The sequence below is a fragment of the Streptomyces sp. CA-181903 genome, from assembly GCF_050937075.1.
Lineage (GTDB): Bacteria > Actinomycetota > Actinomycetes > Streptomycetales > Streptomycetaceae > Streptomyces.
Genome location: NZ_JBNJLY010000001.1, coordinates 7,170,168 through 7,186,168, shown reverse-complemented (window position 1 = coordinate 7,186,168; position 16,001 = coordinate 7,170,168). Strand labels below are relative to the sequence as shown.

Genomic DNA, 16,001 nt, shown 5'->3' with positions numbered 1-16,001 from the left:
GGCCGTTCGGGTGACGTACGCATTGTGGGCGCCCTGGGGCGCACGGCAGAGTAGCGCCGGGCCATGACCGATGTGCCCGGAGAACACCGTGTTCGCGAAGCGGTCAGGAGAGCGCCATGCAGAAGATCACGTCGTTCCTGTGGTTCGACGACCAGGCGGAGGAGGCGGCCGCGCACTACACGTCCGTCTTCGACGACTCCCGGATCGTGCACGTCCAGCGCTACGGCGAGGCGGGACCCGGGGAGCCCGGTTCGGTGATGACGGTGACCTTCGAACTGGCCGGACAGCAGTTCATCGCCCTGAACGGCGGCCCGCGCTTCACCTTCAACGAGGCCGTCTCCCTCTACGTCGACTGCACCTCGCAGGAGGAGGTCGACGAGCTGTGGGCCAAGCTGGCCGAGGGTGGCGAGGAAGGGCCGTGCGGCTGGCTGAAGGACCGTTACGGCCTCTCCTGGCAGATCATTCCGCGCCGGCTGACCGACCTGCTGAGCGATGCGGACGCCGAGCGGGCGAGCCGGGTGATGCGGGCGATGCTGGAGATGACGAAGATCGACGTGGCGAAGCTGGAGGCGGCGGCCGGGGAGGGGTGACCCGCCCGGCCGTCCGCCCCTCTCCCCGCACGGCCGCGAAGCGGACGGCCCCGCCGGTCCCGATCCCGGCCGGCGTGCCCCCGCGTCAGTCCGCCGTCCCGTCGAAACGGGCGCGCGCCGCCAGGACGTCGTCCATGTTGCTCTCGGCCCACGCTTTGATGGCCCGCATCAGCGGCACCAGGGTCTCGCCGAGCGGCGTCAGGGCGTAGTCGACCCGGACCGGCACCGCCGGGGTGACCGTCCGGGTGAGCAGGCCGTCCCGTTCGAGGTTCCGCAGGGTCTGCGTCAGCATCTTCTGACTGACGCTCACCAGGCGGCGGGCGAGGTCGGAGTAGCGCTGCGGGCCTTCGGCGAGCGCGTTGACGACCAGGCTGACCCACTTGTCCCCGATGCGGTCCAGCAGCTGCCGGGCTGGGCACTCGGCCAGGTAGGCGTCGTACGCGGCCCGCGCATCGGCGGCCGCGTCCGTGGTCTTGGTCGTGGTCCCCATGGCTCTCCTTCGGGTGCGGTGGCCACTGTGAAGTGCCTTCTTCCTCAGAGAGAGTAACTCTCCCTAGGGTCGTGACCGTTCAGTCGAACGCGAGAACGGAACGGAAGGTGTTCGAGGATGCGGGCGATCGTCGTACGGACGGCGGGTGGACCGGAGGCCCTGGAGCTGGTCGAGGTGCCGGTGCCGCGGCCGGGTGCCAGGCAGGTGCGGGTGCGGGTCGAGGCCGCCGCGGTCAACCCGGTGGACGCGCTGACCCGCGCCGGGACCCTGGCGGCGGCGGGGCTGGTGGCACCGCGAGAGGTCACCGGCATCGGATGGGACGTCGCCGGGCGCGTGGACGAAGTCGGCCCGGACGTCACGGAGTTCGCTCCGGGCGACCGGGTGATCGGCCTGCGGGACCGGCTCGACCTCCCGCTCGGCACCTACGCCGACCAGGTCGTCCTGGACGCGGCCGCCGTCGCGCCGGCCCCCGCCCGCCTCTCGGCCGCCGAGGCGGCCACCCTGCCGCTGAACGGCCTGACGGCCGACCAGGCCCTGGACGCCCTCGGTCTGGCGGCGGGGGCCACCCTGCTGGTCACCGGGGCGGCCGGCGCGGTGGGCGGCTACGCCGTGGAACTGGCGGCCGGGCGCGGGCTGCGCGTGGTGGCCTCCGCCGGGGAGGAGGACGAGGCGTTCGTCCGCTCGGTGGGCGCCGAGTGGTTCGTCCCGCGCTCGGCCGACCCGGCGGAGGCGGTCCGCGACCTCGTCCCCGGCGGCGCGGACGCCGTCCTCGACGCCGCCGTGCTCGGCATGGCCGCCCTGGGGGCGGTCCGCAACCGCGGCGCCTTCGTGTCCGTCGTCGGCGGCGCGGCGCCGACCCCGCTGCGCGGCATCACCGTCACCGAGCTGTGGGTCGCGGCCGACGCCACCGGCCTCGCCCGGCTGTCCGCCCTCGCCGACACCGGCCGGCTCACCCCCCGCGTCGCCGGCGTCCTCCCGCTCGCCGAGGCGGCGCGGGCCCATCACCGGCTGGCCGAGGGCGGGCTGCGCGGACGACTGGTCCTGACGCCCTGACGGGTGGTCCCCTTGCCGCTGCCGACGCGGTACCCGGCGGAGTGAGGGCGCCACTCGCCGGCTCCGGGCCCGACGGCGCGGCCGGCCCGCCCCCGCCCTGTCCACCCCCACAGCCTCCCCAAGCGCGCCTGTCCATGCGACTTTCGGCAGTTCCGGCGTGCTCCACGCGCCGCGTACGGTGCGTCGGGTGTACGGAACGACGACGATCGACAAGCCCCCGCTGCTCCGCGACCCGGGAACGGTGCTCGCTCCGGCCGCCGTGCTGGCGGCCGGGATGGGGGTCGACTCCTTGTGGTGGGCGCTGCCGGGCGCGGTAGGCGCCTTTCTGGCGGGGCACCGTTCGGGGCGGACGTGGCCGATGGCCGCCGCGCTCGGCGGGCTGGTGGCGGCGGGGGCCGTGGCGGTGCTGGCGGTACCGGCCCTGTTCCCGCTGGGGAGCGTGTTCGTCACGCTGGTGGTGGGAGCGGCGCTGCTGCCGTGGTTCGCGGGGCGTGTGTGGCGCCAGTATCAGGAGCTGGCCCGGGCGGGCTGGTCGCGGGCGGAGCAACTGGCGCGCGAGCGGCGGCTGGTCGCCGAGCAGGCCCGGCTGCGGGAACGGGCCCGGATCGCGCAGGACATGCACGACGCGCTGGGCCACGACCTCAGTCTCGTCGCCCTGTCGGCGGGGGCGCTGAAGCTGCCGCCCGGCCTGGCGGAGGCGCACCGGACGGCGGCCGAGGACGTCCGGGCCCGGGCGGCGGCCGCCGTGGAGCGGCTGGGCGAGGTCATCGGCATCCTGCGGGAGGACGCGGACCCGGCCCCCACCGGGCCCGCGGACTACGGCGTCGAGCGGCTGGTGGCGAACGCCGCCGCCTCGGGGCTCGCGGTGACCGCACGGGTCGAGGGGCGGGAGGACGCAGTGCCGGGCCCGGTCGTGCGGGCGGCACACCGGGTCGTCCAGGAGGCGCTGACGAACGTGGTGAAGCACGCGCCGGGCGCGGCGGCGGAGGTGCGGGTGACGCACGGGCCGGGCGAGACGGTGGTGTCGGTGCGGAACACCGCGCCGGCGGCGGCCCCGGAGGGACTTTCCGCCGGGGGCCGGGGGCTCATCGGGCTGGACGAGCGGGTCCGGCTGACGGGTGGCGAACTCCGCCACGGCCCGGACGGCGCGGGCGGATTCTCCGTGTCGGCCCGGCTGCCGCACGCGGCGCCGCCGCAGCCGGCGGCGGAGCCTCCGGCGCCGGCCCCGCTGCCTCCGGAGCACCGGCGGGCCCGCCGCCGGGCGGGCCGCACCCTGGCCGCCGCGGTCACCGTGCCGGTGCTGGCCCTGGTCGTGCTGGGCGGCGGCCTGACGGCGTGGAGCTCGCTGACGGTCACGGACTCGGTGCTCGACCCCGGCGCCTACGCGGCGTTGCGCGTGGGACAGAATCGTTCCGATGTGGCGGCGCTGCTGCCGAAGCGTCAGCTGCCCTACCGGCCACGGGCGGCCGAGCCCAAGGGACCGGGGATCGAGTGCGAGTACTACGCGGTGACGGCCGACCGTTTCGTGGACGCCTCGGGCGACTCGTACCAACTCTGCTTCCGCGACGGCCGGCTGGCGACCTTCGCGGTGCTCCGGGGGTGAGCGCGGGATGAACGAAACCATCCGTGTACTGATCGCCGATGACGAACCGATGATCCGTTACGGAGTCCGGGCCGTCCTCTCCACCGACCCCGGGCTCGACGTCGTCGCCGAGGCGGCGGACGGGCGCGAGGCGGTGGAGCTGGTCCGCCGGCACCGCCCCGACGTGGCCGTCCTCGACATCCGGATGCCCGGCACGGGCGGCATCGAGGCGGCCGCCCTGATCCGCGAGGCCGTGCCCGGCACCGGGGTCGTGATGCTGACGACGTTCGGCGAGGACGACTACATCCTGCGGGCGCTGTCCGGCGGCGCCACCGGCTTCCTGGTCAAGTCCGGTCCGCCCGAGGAACTGATCGCGGGGGTGCGCGCGGTGGCCGAGGGCGCCGCCTATCTGTCACCGAAGGTGGCCGCCCGGGTGGTCGCCCATCTCGCCGGCGGCGGCGCCGGGGCCGCCGCCGGCCGGCGCGCCGCCGCCCGGGAACGGGTGGCCGCCCTGACCGCCCGGGAACGGGACGTGCTGGCCCACCTGGGTGCCGGGCTGTCCAACGGGCAGATCGCCCGGCGGCTGCGCGTGGTGGAAGGCACCGTCAAGGCGCATGTCAGCTCCATCCTGGCCCGGCTGGGGGTGGACAACCGGGCGGCCGCGGCCGTCGTCGCCCATGAGGCGGGGATGAGCGTCGTGGACGGGGAGTCGCGGGGCGGGCTGGGGGGATCCCGGGTCTGAGCCGGTGCGCCGCGGCTCGGGGTCACGGAATCCCGGCCCGGAGCCGGAGCCCTGTGGTCCGGCGCCCGGACGCTCCGGTTCCGGGCCGGTGTGCCGCGTCCTCGGGACGGGATGACGCGGCCCGGAGCCGGTGAAGCGCGGCCCTCCGGGTCCTCCGTCGGGATGCCGCGTCCGGAACCCGGAGAAGTCCCGTTCCCCATCCGGCTGTTCGGGCGCCGGGACGGGCAGCCACAACCGCGACCCCGGCACCCCCGGCCGGCAGAGCAGCCGGACGGCGAGGGGCCGCAGCGCGAGGTGGGCCGCGGCCGCGACCGCCGCGCCCAGTACCGCTCCCGCCAGGACGTCGTGCGGATAGTGCGCACCGACGGCCACCCGCAGCGCGGCGGCGAGGGCGCCCACCGGCAGCGCCACGGCGGCGAGCCGCGGCCGGGCCGCGGCGACGCCCACGGCCAGTGCCGCGGCGAGCGTGGAGTGGTTGCTGGGGAAGGACCAGTCGCCGGGCGGCGGGCAGGCGTCGACGGTGCCGACGCCGCGCAGGGCCCGGCACGGGCGCTCCTCGTCGACGGCCTCCTTCAGCAGCTCGCTGACCGCGTAGGCGGCGACCGTGGCCGCGCCGGCGAGCAGGACGGCGGCGAGCGCCGGGACGTCGCGGCGGCGCAGGGCGGTCCAGCCCGTCCACAGCAGGAGCAGTCCCAGGACGACCAGGGTTCCTTCGGTGGCGAGGGAGAGCAGGGTGCCCACCGCTCCGGGCGCGTCCCCCGCCGCGCCGGCGACGGACCGGTAGAGGGAGGCGGAGGGCCCGCCGGTGACCTCGGTCCGGCCGTCCGGTCCGGGTCCGCCGGGCGCGGCCCAGGTCAGGGCCCCGGCCGCGGCGGCCAGGACGGCGAGGGCGCCGAATGGCCGGGCGGTGCCGCCGGGGCGGTGGTGTCGTGTGGTGCGTTCCATACCGCCGGACGTTAGGGAGCCCGGGCGGCGGGCACCCGGCCCGAAGGTCGGGGTGGACCCATGACCTTCGTCAGGGGTGGACCCGGAACGGTCCCGGAAGACCGGTCCGCGTCCCCCTGATGCACATCATGTGCACCTACGATGAACGAACAGCAAGATCACCGCAGCTCCGCCGAGGCCGGCACGACGAAGGGACCCGTGAGCGAGACCGTGCGTACCGCCGACATCCGTACCCGTTTCCTGGACTTCTTCGCCGCGCGCGGCCACACCGTCGTCCCGAGCGCCCCGCTCCCCACCCCCGACCCGACGCTCCTCTTCGTCAACGCGGGCATGGTGCCCTTCAAGCCGTATCTGACCGGTGAATCGCCCGCCCCCTGGCAGCGGGCGACGAGCGTGCAGAAGTGTGTGCGCACACTCGACATCGAGGAGGTGGGCCGCACCACCCGGCACGGCTCCTTCTTCCAGATGAACGGGAACTTCTCCTTCGGCGACTACTTCAAGGAGGAGGCCATCGGCTTCGCCTGGGAGCTGTCGACCGCGCCCGTCGCGGACGGCGGCTTCGGTCTCGACCCGGCGCGGATCTGGGTGACGGTGCACCACTCGGACGGCGAGGCGCGGGGCATCTGGCGCCGGGTGGCGGGCCTGCCCGACGAGCGGATCGTGGCCCGGGGCGACGAGGACAACTTCTGGTCCATGGGCGTCCCCGGCCCCTGCGGGCCCTGCTCCGAGCTGTATTACGACCGGGGTCCGGCGCTGGGCCCCGAGGGCGGCCCGGCGGTGGACGAGGACCGGTACATGGAGTTCTGGAACCTCGTCTTCATGCAGTACGAGCGGGGCGAGGGCCCCGGCAAGTCCGGTTACCCGATCGTCGGCGAGCTGCCCCGCCGCAACATCGACACCGGCATGGGTCTGGAGCGCATGGCGACCCTGCTCCAGGGCGTCGACAACCTCTACGAGACGGACGAGACCCGCCCGGTCCTGGACCGCGCCGCCGAGCTGGCGGGCGTCCGCTACGGCGCCGACGCCGAGGCGGACGTCCGGCTGCGCGTCGTCGCCGACCACGTCCGCACGGCGCTGATGCTGCTCGCCGACGGCACGGCGCCCGGCAACGAGGGCCGCGGCTACGTACTGCGCCGGATCCTGCGCCGCGCGGTCCGCTCCATGCGGCAGCTCGGCCACCAGGACCGGGCGCTGCCGGAGCTCCTGCCGGTGGCCCGGGACCTCATGGCCGTCGGCTATCCCGAGGTGGCCGACGGGTTCGCGCGCATCGCGGACCAGGCGTACGGCGAGGAGGACACCTTCCGGGACACCCTCAAGCAGGGGACGACCGTCCTGGACACGGCGGTCGCCGAGGTGAAGGCGGCGGGCGGCCGGTCGCTGCCGGGCCGTCAGGCGTTCCTGCTGCACGACACCTACGGGTTCCCGATCGACCTGACGCTGGAGATGGCCGCCGAGCAGGGTGTGGAGGTCGACCGCGAGGGCTTCACCGCACTGATGAACGCCCAGCGGGAACGGGCCCGCGCCGACGCCCGGGCCCGCAAGTCCGGTGCCGCCGACACGGCCGCGCTGCGTGCGGTCCTGGCCGAGCACGGGCCGACGGACTGGCGGGCGTGGGAGACCCTGGAGACCGACGCGCGCGTCCTCGCCCTCCTCGGCCCGTCCGGCCCGGTGCCGGTGGCGCGCACCGGTGACGTGGTGACCGCCGTCCTGGACCGGACGCCGTTCTACGCCGAGTCCGGCGGCCAGGACAGCGACGCGGGCCGGCTGTCCGGGGCGTCGGTGGAGGCCGACGTCCTCGACGTACAGCGGCCCCTGCCGGGGCTGGTGGTGCACCAAGTGCGGGTCACCGCCGGTGAGTTGACGCCGGGCGAGGCCGTGCGCGCGGCGGTGGACCCCGAGTGGCGGCTCGGCGCCCGTCAGGCCCACTCGGGCACCCATGTGCTGCACGCCGCGCTGCGGCAGGTCTTGGGCCCGACGGCGCTGCAGTCCGGTTCGTACAACCGCCCCGGCTACCTGCGGCTGGACTTCCCGTGGCGCGGCGCGCTCGGCCCCGCCGTGCGCGGGGACGTCGAGGAGGCCGCCAACCGGGCGCTCCGCCGCGATCTGCCCGTGGACGTCCGCTGGATGACCCTGCCGGAGGCCAAGGAGCTGGGCGCGCTCGCCCTGTTCGACGAGACGTACGGGGAGCGGGTGCGCGTCGTCGAGATCGGCGGGGCGTGGTCGCGGGAGCTGTGCGGCGGTACGCATGTGGAGCGGTCGGCGCAGGTCGGCGTCCTCTCGCTGACCTCGGAGTCCTCGGTCGGCGCGGGCATGCGCCGGCTGGAGGCGGCGGTGGGCATCGAGGCGTTCGACCACCTGGCCCGGGAGCGGGATCTGGTGGGCCGGATCGCCGAGCAGCTCCAGGCGCCGCGCGCCGAACTGCCGGAGCGGATCGCCGCGTTGCTGGACCGGATGAAGGCCACCGAGCGGGAGAACCAGCGGCTGCGCGACGAGGCGACGGCCGCCCGCGCCGCCGGGCTGGCGGGCACCACCGTGGACGTCGAGGGGACGGCCGTGGTGACGGCCACCGCCGACGGCGGCGCGGACGCGGCCCGGTCCCTGGCCGTCGCCGTCCGGGACCGGCTGGCCGCGAACCGGCCCGCCGTGGTCGCGGTCGGCGGTACGGCGGGCGGCGGCGGGATCGTCGTCGTGGCCGTCAACCGCGCCGCCCGGGACGCGGGTCACTCGGCCTCCGACCTCGTCAAGCGCCTCCTCGCCGGGCGCGGCGGCGGCTCCCCGGACCTGGCCCAGGGCGGCGGGCTGCCGGCACGGCGGATCGCGGAGGTGCTGGAGGATCTGCCGGGGCTGGTGGCGGCCGGCGGCTGAACCGGGGCGCGTCCGGGCCGGACGGATGGGCCACGGGCCGGCCTCCGCGGCGCCGGCCGGGAGCCGGCCCTCAGCACCGCCGGGCACTCCCGGGCCAGGGGCCCGAGCCGGGACCCGGGGCGCCCGCCCCCGATACTGAGCGCATGTCTCCGCCGCTCCCGCCGCCCCGGTTCCGGGACCCTCAGTCCACCAAGTACGGGTTCGCCTGCCTGGTCCTCGTGCGCTGCCCCCGGTGCGACAGGGGCGCCCGCGTCATCCCGGCCCCGGAGCTCCCCGACGACGCGGAGCCCCGCGCGTCGCGGTCCCCCGGGCTGCCGGAGCGGCGACTGGTCTGCCGTGCCTGCGGTCTGGCACGCCGGTATGAAGGCGAGACCGTCTACCGGTGGTGCGAGACCACGGACCCGTACTTCCGGCTGCCCCTGTGGCTGCGGACGGAGACCCGGCACGGCCCGCTGTGGGCGTACAACCTCGAACAGCTCGACCTGCTCCGGCGGTTCGTGGGCGCGACGCTGCGCGAGCGGCCCCCGTGGTACGAGCACCACCGGAAGATGACGTACATCGGCCGGCTGCCCGCCTGGATCAAGCGGGGAAGAACCGCGACGAGATCCTGCGGGCCGTCGACCGGCTGCGCGCCTCGCTCGTGGAGTGACGGCCCGGGCGACCGTAGGACGGTCCGACCGTTCGTCAGCGGGCCGCGGCCTCCAGGCGGTAGTCGACGGCAGTGGAGAAGGAGCCCGCGGAGCCCTCGAAGTGGAGGGTGTGGGTGCCGGGCGACAGGGGTCCGGTCCGGATCCAGAGGCCGCAGGAGAGGGAGCCGGGGCCCCTCCCCTTCACCGGGGTGCCCGTGAGGCGCTCCGGTTCCAGGGCCTTGCCGTCGAGGGTGGCGGTGCCCTTCGCGGTGGCCAGGAAGGCGTCGCAACCGCTCTTGGAAGCGATCTGGTTCACAAGCGGGAACGCGATCGGGACGTCCGTGGGCACTCGGCAGGAGCGCTTGGCCGGGCCGCCGTGGGTGCCCGCCAGGAACCAGACGTCGGTCGCCTGGTTCTTGCCGCAGAGCCGCCCGTCCCGGTCGTCGATCGGGTTGGCGCCCTGCGGGTCCGCCTCCGTCCAGTCCCACCAGCGGTTCTGCAGGTCCGCGGCGGCCAGTTCGGCCGGCGCGCCGTCGCCCTTCCCGTCCCCGGAGGACGAGGAGCACGCGGCGGTGGACAGCAGTGCGCCGACGCCGAGGAGCAAAGCGGTGGAACGTATCAATCGCATGTGCGAATAATACGAGAGCCCATCGGTCGGCCTGCTCATCCCGTCGGGCGCCACCCGCCGCCTCCGCGGCTCCGCCGCGTCGAGGAACGCCCGTCCGCACCGTGGCTCACGCCCCGTACCGGACGCGCTCCTCCACCGGACGGCCCGTCAGCCGGCCGAAGTCGCCGCCGGCCCCGCCCGTCACCAGGACGTCCCGGACGGACGGGATCCTTCCGCACAGCGGCACTGTGCTCATTCCTCCAGCCAGAATCCGGCGCGGGTGCGCCACAGGTCAAGCAGGGCCGCGTCGCCGACGACTTCGACGGCTCCCTCCGGGACGGGCCGGCGGTAGACGGCCAGCAGGAGGTCGCCCGGCGTGCCGCGCACGGTGGCCGCGGCCCGTTCCGCGGCGCGGCGCCGGACGGGGGCGTCGCCGGTGAGGTCGATCAGCCACTCCCCCAGCGGGTCCGCCGCCGTGCCGGTGACCTCGAAGCGGAGGGTCCGGCCGGGGCCGAGCAGGTCCGGGGCGCCGGACCGGGGCCCGTACGCCTCCGGGAGCGCCGCGAAACCGGTCCACTCGTCCAGCGCGTCGAGGGCCACCGCGTCGTCGAGGGTGTAGCGGACGCCGGCCGCCAAGGCCGCGTCCGCCCGGTGCACGGCCGTCTCGTGGGCCATCCGGCGGGCCCAGAAGCCCGTGGTCGCGAGGGGGCCCGGGGACCACACGGCCGTGTCGGGGCCCGCCTCGCCCAGTGCCTCCGCCAGCCGCTCGGCGGCCCGGGAGAGCCCGGTGGTCAGCGTGGACCGGTCGTCTCCGGGGCGGGGCTCGACGTCGTCGACGATGTCGTGGGGTACGGGCTCCGTCGCCCGGCTCACGACGACCGTCCCGGCCCAGGTCAGGGCGCCGGTGACATGCCGGAGGAGGTGGGCGAGGGTCCAGCCGGGGCACGACGGGACGGGCGCCGCCGGCGGGACCCCCTCGACGTGGGAGAGCAACCGCCTGGCCTGCCCGGTGATTTCGGCGCGGTGGCGGTCGAAGGTCAGGACGCTCATGCGTGCACGATAGTGAGGCGGGACGGCGCGGCGGCATCCGTTTCCCCCCGCCCTCGGGCGGGGCCCGGCACCGTACGCCCCCGCACGGCGGGCGCCCGGGCGCCGGGGAGTGTAAGCAGGAGACATGCGCCGCTCGCACGGACCGTCCGGTGCCGGGCCGGCCCGGCACCGCCGGCACACACTGCTGGCCGTGCCGCTGGGGCTCATCGCCGTCATCGTGGTGATGGACCTGCTGTCCGGTCCGGACGTCCACCTCGGCCCGCTGCTGGTGGTCGCCCCGGCGATCACGGCCGCCTTCGCCGGGCCGCTGGTCACCGGCGCGGTCGGGGCCCTGGCCGTCGCCGCGCAGGTGGTGATCGGGATCTTCCACGGCGGGCTGACGACCTTCAACCACGAGGCGCAGATCATCGGCCTGCTGCTGATCTCCGCCGTCGTGGTGGTCTTCCGGTACGCGCACGAGCGGCACGAACGGGAGCTGGCGCAGGTCCGGCTGGTGGCCGACGTCGCCCAGTCGGTACTGCTCCGGCCGCTGCCGGCGCGCAGCGGGCCGCTGCGGATGGCCGCGGTGTACGGGGCGGCCGCCGCCGAGGCGAAGATCGGCGGGGATCTGTACGCCGCCGTCCGCAGCCGGGAGGGGACGCGGGTGCTGATCGGGGACGTACGGGGCAAGGGGCTGGACGCGGTCGGGGACGCCGCCCTGCTGCTCGGCGCCTTCCGTGCCGTCGCGCACCGCGACCCGCCGCTCCCCCGGCTCGTCGCCCACCTGCAGAACACCGTCTACTGGGACACCGTGGAGCCGGCGGACGGCGGGACCGCGTCCGAGACCTTCGTGACCGCCGCGATCCTGGAGATCCCCGACGCCGAACCCGTCGTCCGGGTCATCAGCTGCGGCCATCCGCCGCCGCTGCTGCTGCGCGGGGGCCGGGCCGTCCCGCTGACCGTCCGGGACCCGGCGCTCCCGCTGGGCCTGGGCGGGGACGTGTCGGAGGACGACTACGCGGCCGAGTCCTTCGGGTACGGCCCCGGCGACGTGCTCCTGCTCTACACCGACGGCGCGGTGGAGGCGCGGGACGCCGAGGGCCGCTTCTACCCGCTCGCCGAGCGGGTGGCGGCCTGGCGGGAGGGCGATCCGCGACGGCTGGTGGACCGCGTCCACGCGGATCTGCTGGTACACGCGGGCGGGGCGCTGGACGACGACGTGGCCCTGATCGCCGTCGCACGCACCGGCTGAGCCCGCGAGGCGACCGCGCCCGGGGGCCGGGCCCGCGAAGGCCGGCCCGGCCCCAAGGAAGGCGGCCGGCGCCCGCCCCTTGTCACCCGTTCGCCACATCCGTTCGCCCCCGGCCGCCGGAGCCCGCACGCTGGAGCGGCGGGGCGGCGTCGTGCCGCCCAGCTCTTCGGGGGCACCACCACCATCCGGCACCGGGGAGTCGTCATGCGCATAGCCGTCGTGGGACAGGGGTACGTCGGGGTGACCGGGGCGGTGGCGCTCGCCCAGGCCGGGCATCTCGTCACCGGGATCGAGCAGGACCGGGGCCGGCTGGAGGCCCTGTCGCTGGGCCGGGCGCCGGTCGTCGAGCCGGGGTTGCAGGACCAGCTCTCCCTCGCGCTCGCCTCCGGCCGGCTCTCCTTCGCCGGCGCGCTGTCGCCGGCCCACGCCGAGCAGCCGTTCGACGCCGTGCTGATCACGGTGGGCACGCCGCCCGCGCCGGACGGGACGGCCGATCTCCGGCAGGTGACCGCCGCCGTCGACGAGGCGGCCGCGCTGTCCCCGCCGACGTGCGTGGTGCTGAAGTCGACGGTGCCGCCGGGCACCAGCGACCGGCTGCTCGCGGCCCGGCCGGACCTGCGGGACCGCTTCGCCAGCAATCCCGAGTTCCTCAACCAGGGCAGTGCCATGGAGGACTGGACGGCGCCCTCGCGGCTGGTCGTCGGCGTCTGGTCGCGCCGCGTGCTCCCGCTGCTCCGCAGCCTGTACGACGGGGTCATCTGCCCCTGGGTGGTGACCACCCCGGCCAGCGCGGAGATGGCCAAGTACGCGAGCAACACCTTCCTCGCCGCGAAGATCAGCTTCGCCAACGAGATCGCGCGGCTGTGCTCCGCGCCGGGCTTCGACGTGGACGACGTGATGCAGGCGGTGGGCTACGACCCGCGCATCGGGCACGCGTTCCTCCAGCCGGGGCTGGGCTTCGGCGACTCCTGCCTGCCCAAGGACACGCTGGCGCTGGCCCGTTGGGCCGACGGGCTGGGTGTGCGCACCCCGCTGCTGAACGCGGTCATCGAGGTGAACGCCACCCAGCCCGGCGTCGTCCGCGAGATCCTCCGCCGTGAACTGGGCCAGGACTTCCGCCGGTCGGTGATCGCCGTGCTCGGCGCCCGCTACGAGCCGTGGAGCGACGACATGCGGGCGGCGCCCAGCCTGTCGCTGGTCCCCGCGTTGATCAGGGAAACCGCGCGGGTGCGGGTCTGGGACCCGGCGCTCGGCCGGGACGGGCTGGCGGCCCTCTTCCCCGGCGCGGAGCCCGTCGCGGACCTGCGGACGGCCGTCCGGGACGCGCACGCCGCCGTCATCCTGACCGAGTGGCCGGAGGTCGTCGAGGCCGACTGGACGGACCTCGGGGCGCGGCTCGCCCGCCCGCGGGTCGTGGTGGACGGCAAGAACTGCCTGCGGCCCTGGCAGTTGGCCCGGCTGCCGTTGCGCTACCGGGGCATCGGCAACCGCCCGGCGGCCGGGGTTCCGGATCCGGCGGGGTCCGCAGGCATCACCGGGGCCTGAGCAGGGTTCCCGGCCGTCAGGCGCCGTCCGTCCGCGCGTCGCCGGGCTGCGGGTCGCTGCCGAACACCCAGGGCGCCAGCACGACCAGCCACCCGTCCGGGTCCTCGAACAGCACCGCGCCGTGCCGGTCCCAGTACGGGTTGGCCGGCGCCACCGGCCGGTGGCCCCGTTCCTCCAGCCGGCGCACGGCCGCGTCCCGGGCCTCGGGGCCGCGCAGGTACAGCACCAGCTGGTTCTCCGGGTGCGGCGCGGGGATGCGGGGCGGTGTGCCGTGCTGGGTGATCTCCATGTGCACGGGGGTGCCGGGCAGTCCGAGGACGACGCCGTCGTAGCCGTCGTGGTCGCGCCACCGGGCGAGGACCGGGAGGCCGAGGTCGTCCGCGTAGAAGGCCAGCACGTCGTCGTAGCGGGCCGTGGGCCGGGCGAACCGCACGGCGCCCACGGCCAGATGTTCGGGCCAGGTGTGTGTCATGGCGACACTGTCACACACGCGTCACTTCCGTCTCTTCCGTCCCGGGACCCTCACGACTACGGCCTGCGGCCGAGGGCGGACGGACTACGACCCGCTTCCGTCCCGTCGCCCCCGAACGGACGACGGCCGTACAACGACCGGACAACGACCGGCACACCCAAGGGGGTTTGGCCATGGCTTCACGCGGTACGCGCACTGACGAGGTCCTTGAAGACGACCCAGAGGCCCCCACATGACAGCCAAGTCCCAGTCCGACGGCAAAGACGACAAAGACGAGAAAGACAACAAAGCCACCACAGACGCCAGGAAAGACGACAGGCAAGACCACAAAGAAGACGGCGGTTCCGGCGCCGTGCCGGTGACCCGGATCCTGCGGGCGGCCCGCGAGCAGCTCACCGAACTGGCGGGGCTGCGGCCCGAGGGAGTGTCCGGCTTCGAACGGACCCCCGACGGCTGGACGGTGGAGATCGAGGTGGAGGAGATCCCCCGCGTCCCCGAGACGATGAGCGTGATGGGGCTCTACCTGGTGACCCTCGACCCCGAGGGCAACCTCACCGGTTACCGCCGCGCGCGGCGCTACGAACGCGGCAGGACCGATTCCTGACGCACACCGTCCGCGCTGGAAACGTCCGCAACGGACAGCGTCCCCGAGGGAAACCGTCCACGACGGACAACGTCCGCGAGGGAAGCGGTCCGCGACGGACGCCGTCCACGACGGACACCGCCGTACCCACTCCCGACGGACGCCGTCCGCCGGCGCGCGGGACCGCCCGCAGCCGCCGGCCCGTCGGCCACGAGAGGAAGTTCCCGACATGAGTGTTGTCCCGGCGCAGCAGTCCGGGGGTGCCGGTGGCACCAGCGGTCTGTACGACGTCCTGGAGCTCGTACTCGACCGCGGCCTGGTCATCGACGCGTTCGTCCGCGTCTCCCTGGTCGGCATCGAGATCCTGAAGATCGACGTACGTGTCGTCGTCGCCAGCGTGGACACGTACCTGCGGTTCGCCGAAGCCTGTAACCGCCTCGACCTGGAGGCCGGCCCGCACCGGAGCGCCGGGCTGCCGGACCTGGTGGGCGAGGTCACCGAGAGCGGCGCCCGCGGCAAGAGCAAGGGCGTGCTCTCCGGCGCCGCCCAGTCCATCACCGACGCCTTCCAGCAGGCGCGCGGGGAAGGCGAGTCGAGCGGGACCCGCCGGAGCTCCTCGCGGAGCAAGAAGGAGGAGAGCGAGTGAGCACCTACGTCTACGGCATCACCAGCGGTGAGCGCGCGCAACTGCCCGAAGGACTCACCGGCATCGGCCAGCCACCGCGCCCCGTGCGCCTGGTGACGGAAGCCGGGCTGGCGGCGGTGGTCAGCGACTGTCCCGAGGAACTGCGGCCCAAGCGCCGCGACCTGCTGGCCCACCAGCAGGTCCTGTCCGAGGCCGGCCGCAAGTCCTCCGTCCTGCCCATGCGGTTCGGCAGCGTCTGCGAGAGCGACGACGACGTGCACCGGGTACTGACGGAGCACGCCGAGCACTACCGGTCGAAGCTGGAGCAGCTGACCGGCCGCGTCGAGTACAACGTCAAGGTTGTGCACCACGAGGACGTGGTGCTGCACCTCGTCCTCGCCGAGAACGCCGAGCTGCGGGCCCTCGCCGAAGCCAACCGGAAGGCCGGCGGCGGCACGTACGAGGACCGGCTGCGGTTCGGGGAGCAGGTGGCCGAGGCGGTCCGCTCCCGGGAGGCGTGGGACGCCGACCTGGTGCGCGACACGCTGGAGCCGCTGGCCGAGGGGTGCCGGCCGGGGCCGGAGAGCGGCGGCTGGTTCCTCAACCTCTCGCTCCTGGTGCCGGAGTCGTCCGCCGAGCGGCTGCTGACCACCGCCGACCGGCTGCGCCGGGCCCACCCCCAGCTGGACCTGAAGGTGAACGGCCCGCTGCCGCCGTACAGCTTCGTCGACTCGTGATGTTCGTCGGCTGGGTCCTCCGCCGCGTCCTCGCCGAGGCCGAGCGGCTGTACTACGACCCGGCCGTCATTCAGGGCGAACTCCGCTCGCTGGAACAGGAGTTGGAGGCCGGGCAGCTGGACGAGGAAGAGTTCGACCGGCTGGAGGACGCCCTGCTGGACCGACTGGAGGAGGCCCGGCGGCGCTCGCCCGCGCCGCCGGGCTGACCCTCCGGCGCGGGCCGTCCGGACGACGCCCCGCCACGCCGACGGCGCG

16 protein-coding genes and 2 pseudogenes are annotated in these 16,001 nt (G+C 75.1%); 12 read left to right on the top strand and 6 right to left on the bottom strand.

Annotated features, from left to right (window positions below; translation table 11 throughout):
- Nucleotides 1–116 precede the first annotated feature (116 nt).
- A complete protein-coding gene (locus ACQEVS_RS31895) occupies nucleotides 117–590 on the top strand; it encodes a VOC family protein (RefSeq protein WP_433026668.1) in 474 nt (157 codons plus the stop codon).
- An 85-nt stretch (nucleotides 591–675) separates the two neighbouring features.
- On the opposite strand, the gene ACQEVS_RS31890 is transcribed toward ACQEVS_RS31895, so the two are convergent.
- Nucleotides 676–1,080, bottom strand: coding sequence for a winged helix-turn-helix transcriptional regulator (locus tag ACQEVS_RS31890; RefSeq protein WP_433026665.1), 405 nt, complete (start codon nucleotides 1,078–1,080; stop codon nucleotides 676–678).
- Between the two features lie 117 nt (nucleotides 1,081–1,197).
- On the opposite strand from ACQEVS_RS31890, the gene ACQEVS_RS31885 reads away from it, so the two are divergent.
- From ACQEVS_RS31885 to ACQEVS_RS31875, 3 genes are all read left to right on the top strand, one after another.
- Nucleotides 1,198–2,133, top strand: coding sequence for an NADP-dependent oxidoreductase (locus ACQEVS_RS31885; protein ID WP_433026662.1), 936 nt, complete (start codon nucleotides 1,198–1,200; stop codon nucleotides 2,131–2,133).
- A 187-nt stretch (nucleotides 2,134–2,320) separates the two neighbouring features.
- Nucleotides 2,321–3,736, top strand: a complete 1,416-nt coding sequence (locus ACQEVS_RS31880) for a sensor histidine kinase (RefSeq protein ID WP_433026659.1) — start codon at nucleotides 2,321–2,323, stop codon at nucleotides 3,734–3,736.
- A 7-nt stretch (nucleotides 3,737–3,743) separates the two neighbouring features.
- Nucleotides 3,744–4,457, top strand: a complete 714-nt coding sequence (locus tag ACQEVS_RS31875) for a response regulator (RefSeq protein WP_433026656.1) — start codon at nucleotides 3,744–3,746, stop codon at nucleotides 4,455–4,457.
- A gap of 351 nt (nucleotides 4,458–4,808) precedes the next feature.
- Here ACQEVS_RS31875 and ACQEVS_RS31870 read toward each other — a convergent pair.
- Nucleotides 4,809–5,402 (bottom strand): annotated as a pseudogene (locus ACQEVS_RS31870) (phosphatase PAP2 family protein); the annotation flags it as partial.
- A 210-nt stretch (nucleotides 5,403–5,612) separates the two neighbouring features.
- On the opposite strand from ACQEVS_RS31870, the gene alaS reads away from it, so the two are divergent.
- Together alaS and ACQEVS_RS31860 are read left to right on the top strand one after the other, a co-directional pair.
- Nucleotides 5,613–8,267 (top strand): alanine--tRNA ligase, encoded by a 2,655-nt coding sequence (gene alaS, locus ACQEVS_RS31865; protein ID WP_433028120.1) that lies wholly within the window; start codon nucleotides 5,613–5,615, stop codon nucleotides 8,265–8,267.
- 143 nt (nucleotides 8,268–8,410) lie between these two features.
- Nucleotides 8,411–8,916, top strand: a pseudogene (locus ACQEVS_RS31860) (hypothetical protein).
- Nucleotides 8,917–8,951: 35 nt separating this feature from the next.
- Here ACQEVS_RS31860 and ACQEVS_RS31855 read toward each other — a convergent pair.
- The 3 genes from ACQEVS_RS31855 to ACQEVS_RS31845 form a co-directional block, all read right to left on the bottom strand.
- Nucleotides 8,952–9,524 (bottom strand): signal protein, encoded by a 573-nt coding sequence (locus tag ACQEVS_RS31855; RefSeq protein WP_433026653.1) that lies wholly within the window; start codon nucleotides 9,522–9,524, stop codon nucleotides 8,952–8,954.
- Nucleotides 9,525–9,630: 106 nt separating this feature from the next.
- Nucleotides 9,631–9,759, bottom strand: a complete 129-nt coding sequence (locus ACQEVS_RS31850; RefSeq protein WP_433026650.1) for a hypothetical protein — start codon at nucleotides 9,757–9,759, stop codon at nucleotides 9,631–9,633.
- Nucleotides 9,756–10,553 (bottom strand): maleylpyruvate isomerase family mycothiol-dependent enzyme, encoded by a 798-nt coding sequence (locus ACQEVS_RS31845; protein WP_433026647.1) that lies wholly within the window; start codon nucleotides 10,551–10,553, stop codon nucleotides 9,756–9,758. The genes ACQEVS_RS31850 and ACQEVS_RS31845 overlap by 4 nt, the downstream gene beginning before the upstream one ends.
- Before the next feature lie 124 nt (nucleotides 10,554–10,677).
- Here ACQEVS_RS31845 and ACQEVS_RS31840 point away from each other — a divergent pair, with 124 nt between their 5' ends.
- Nucleotides 10,678–11,784 carry a PP2C family protein-serine/threonine phosphatase gene (locus ACQEVS_RS31840; protein ID WP_433026644.1) on the top strand — a complete coding sequence of 369 codons (1,107 nt, stop codon included), beginning with the start codon at nucleotides 10,678–10,680 and terminating at the stop codon, nucleotides 11,782–11,784.
- Between the two features lie 204 nt (nucleotides 11,785–11,988).
- On the top strand, nucleotides 11,989–13,329 hold the full coding sequence (locus ACQEVS_RS31835; RefSeq protein WP_433026641.1) for a UDP-glucose dehydrogenase family protein: 1,341 nt from the start codon (nucleotides 11,989–11,991) through the stop codon (nucleotides 13,327–13,329).
- A 16-nt stretch (nucleotides 13,330–13,345) separates the two neighbouring features.
- On the opposite strand, the gene ACQEVS_RS31830 is transcribed toward ACQEVS_RS31835, so the two are convergent.
- Nucleotides 13,346–13,801: a VOC family protein gene (locus ACQEVS_RS31830; RefSeq protein ID WP_433026638.1), complete on the bottom strand. Its 456-nt coding sequence runs from the start codon at nucleotides 13,799–13,801 to the stop codon at nucleotides 13,346–13,348.
- A gap of 232 nt (nucleotides 13,802–14,033) precedes the next feature.
- Between ACQEVS_RS31830 and gvpO the strand changes: the two genes are divergently transcribed.
- From gvpO to ACQEVS_RS31810, 4 genes are all read left to right on the top strand, one after another.
- Nucleotides 14,034–14,405 (top strand): gas vesicle protein GvpO, encoded by a 372-nt coding sequence (gvpO, locus tag ACQEVS_RS31825; protein WP_433026635.1) that lies wholly within the window; start codon nucleotides 14,034–14,036, stop codon nucleotides 14,403–14,405.
- 208 nt (nucleotides 14,406–14,613) lie between these two features.
- Nucleotides 14,614–15,030: a gas vesicle structural protein GvpA gene (locus ACQEVS_RS31820; RefSeq protein ID WP_433026632.1), complete on the top strand. Its 417-nt coding sequence runs from the start codon at nucleotides 14,614–14,616 to the stop codon at nucleotides 15,028–15,030.
- The gene (locus ACQEVS_RS31815; protein ID WP_433026629.1) at nucleotides 15,027–15,746 is read left to right on the top strand and encodes a GvpL/GvpF family gas vesicle protein; all 720 of its coding nucleotides are present in this window, start codon (nucleotides 15,027–15,029) and stop codon (nucleotides 15,744–15,746) included. Before ACQEVS_RS31820 ends, ACQEVS_RS31815 begins: the two co-directional genes overlap by 4 nt.
- A complete protein-coding gene (locus ACQEVS_RS31810) occupies nucleotides 15,746–15,952 on the top strand; it encodes a gas vesicle protein GvpG (RefSeq protein WP_433028117.1) in 207 nt (68 codons plus the stop codon). The genes ACQEVS_RS31815 and ACQEVS_RS31810 overlap by 1 nt, the downstream gene beginning before the upstream one ends.
- The last annotated feature ends 49 nt before the right edge of the window (nucleotides 15,953–16,001 follow it).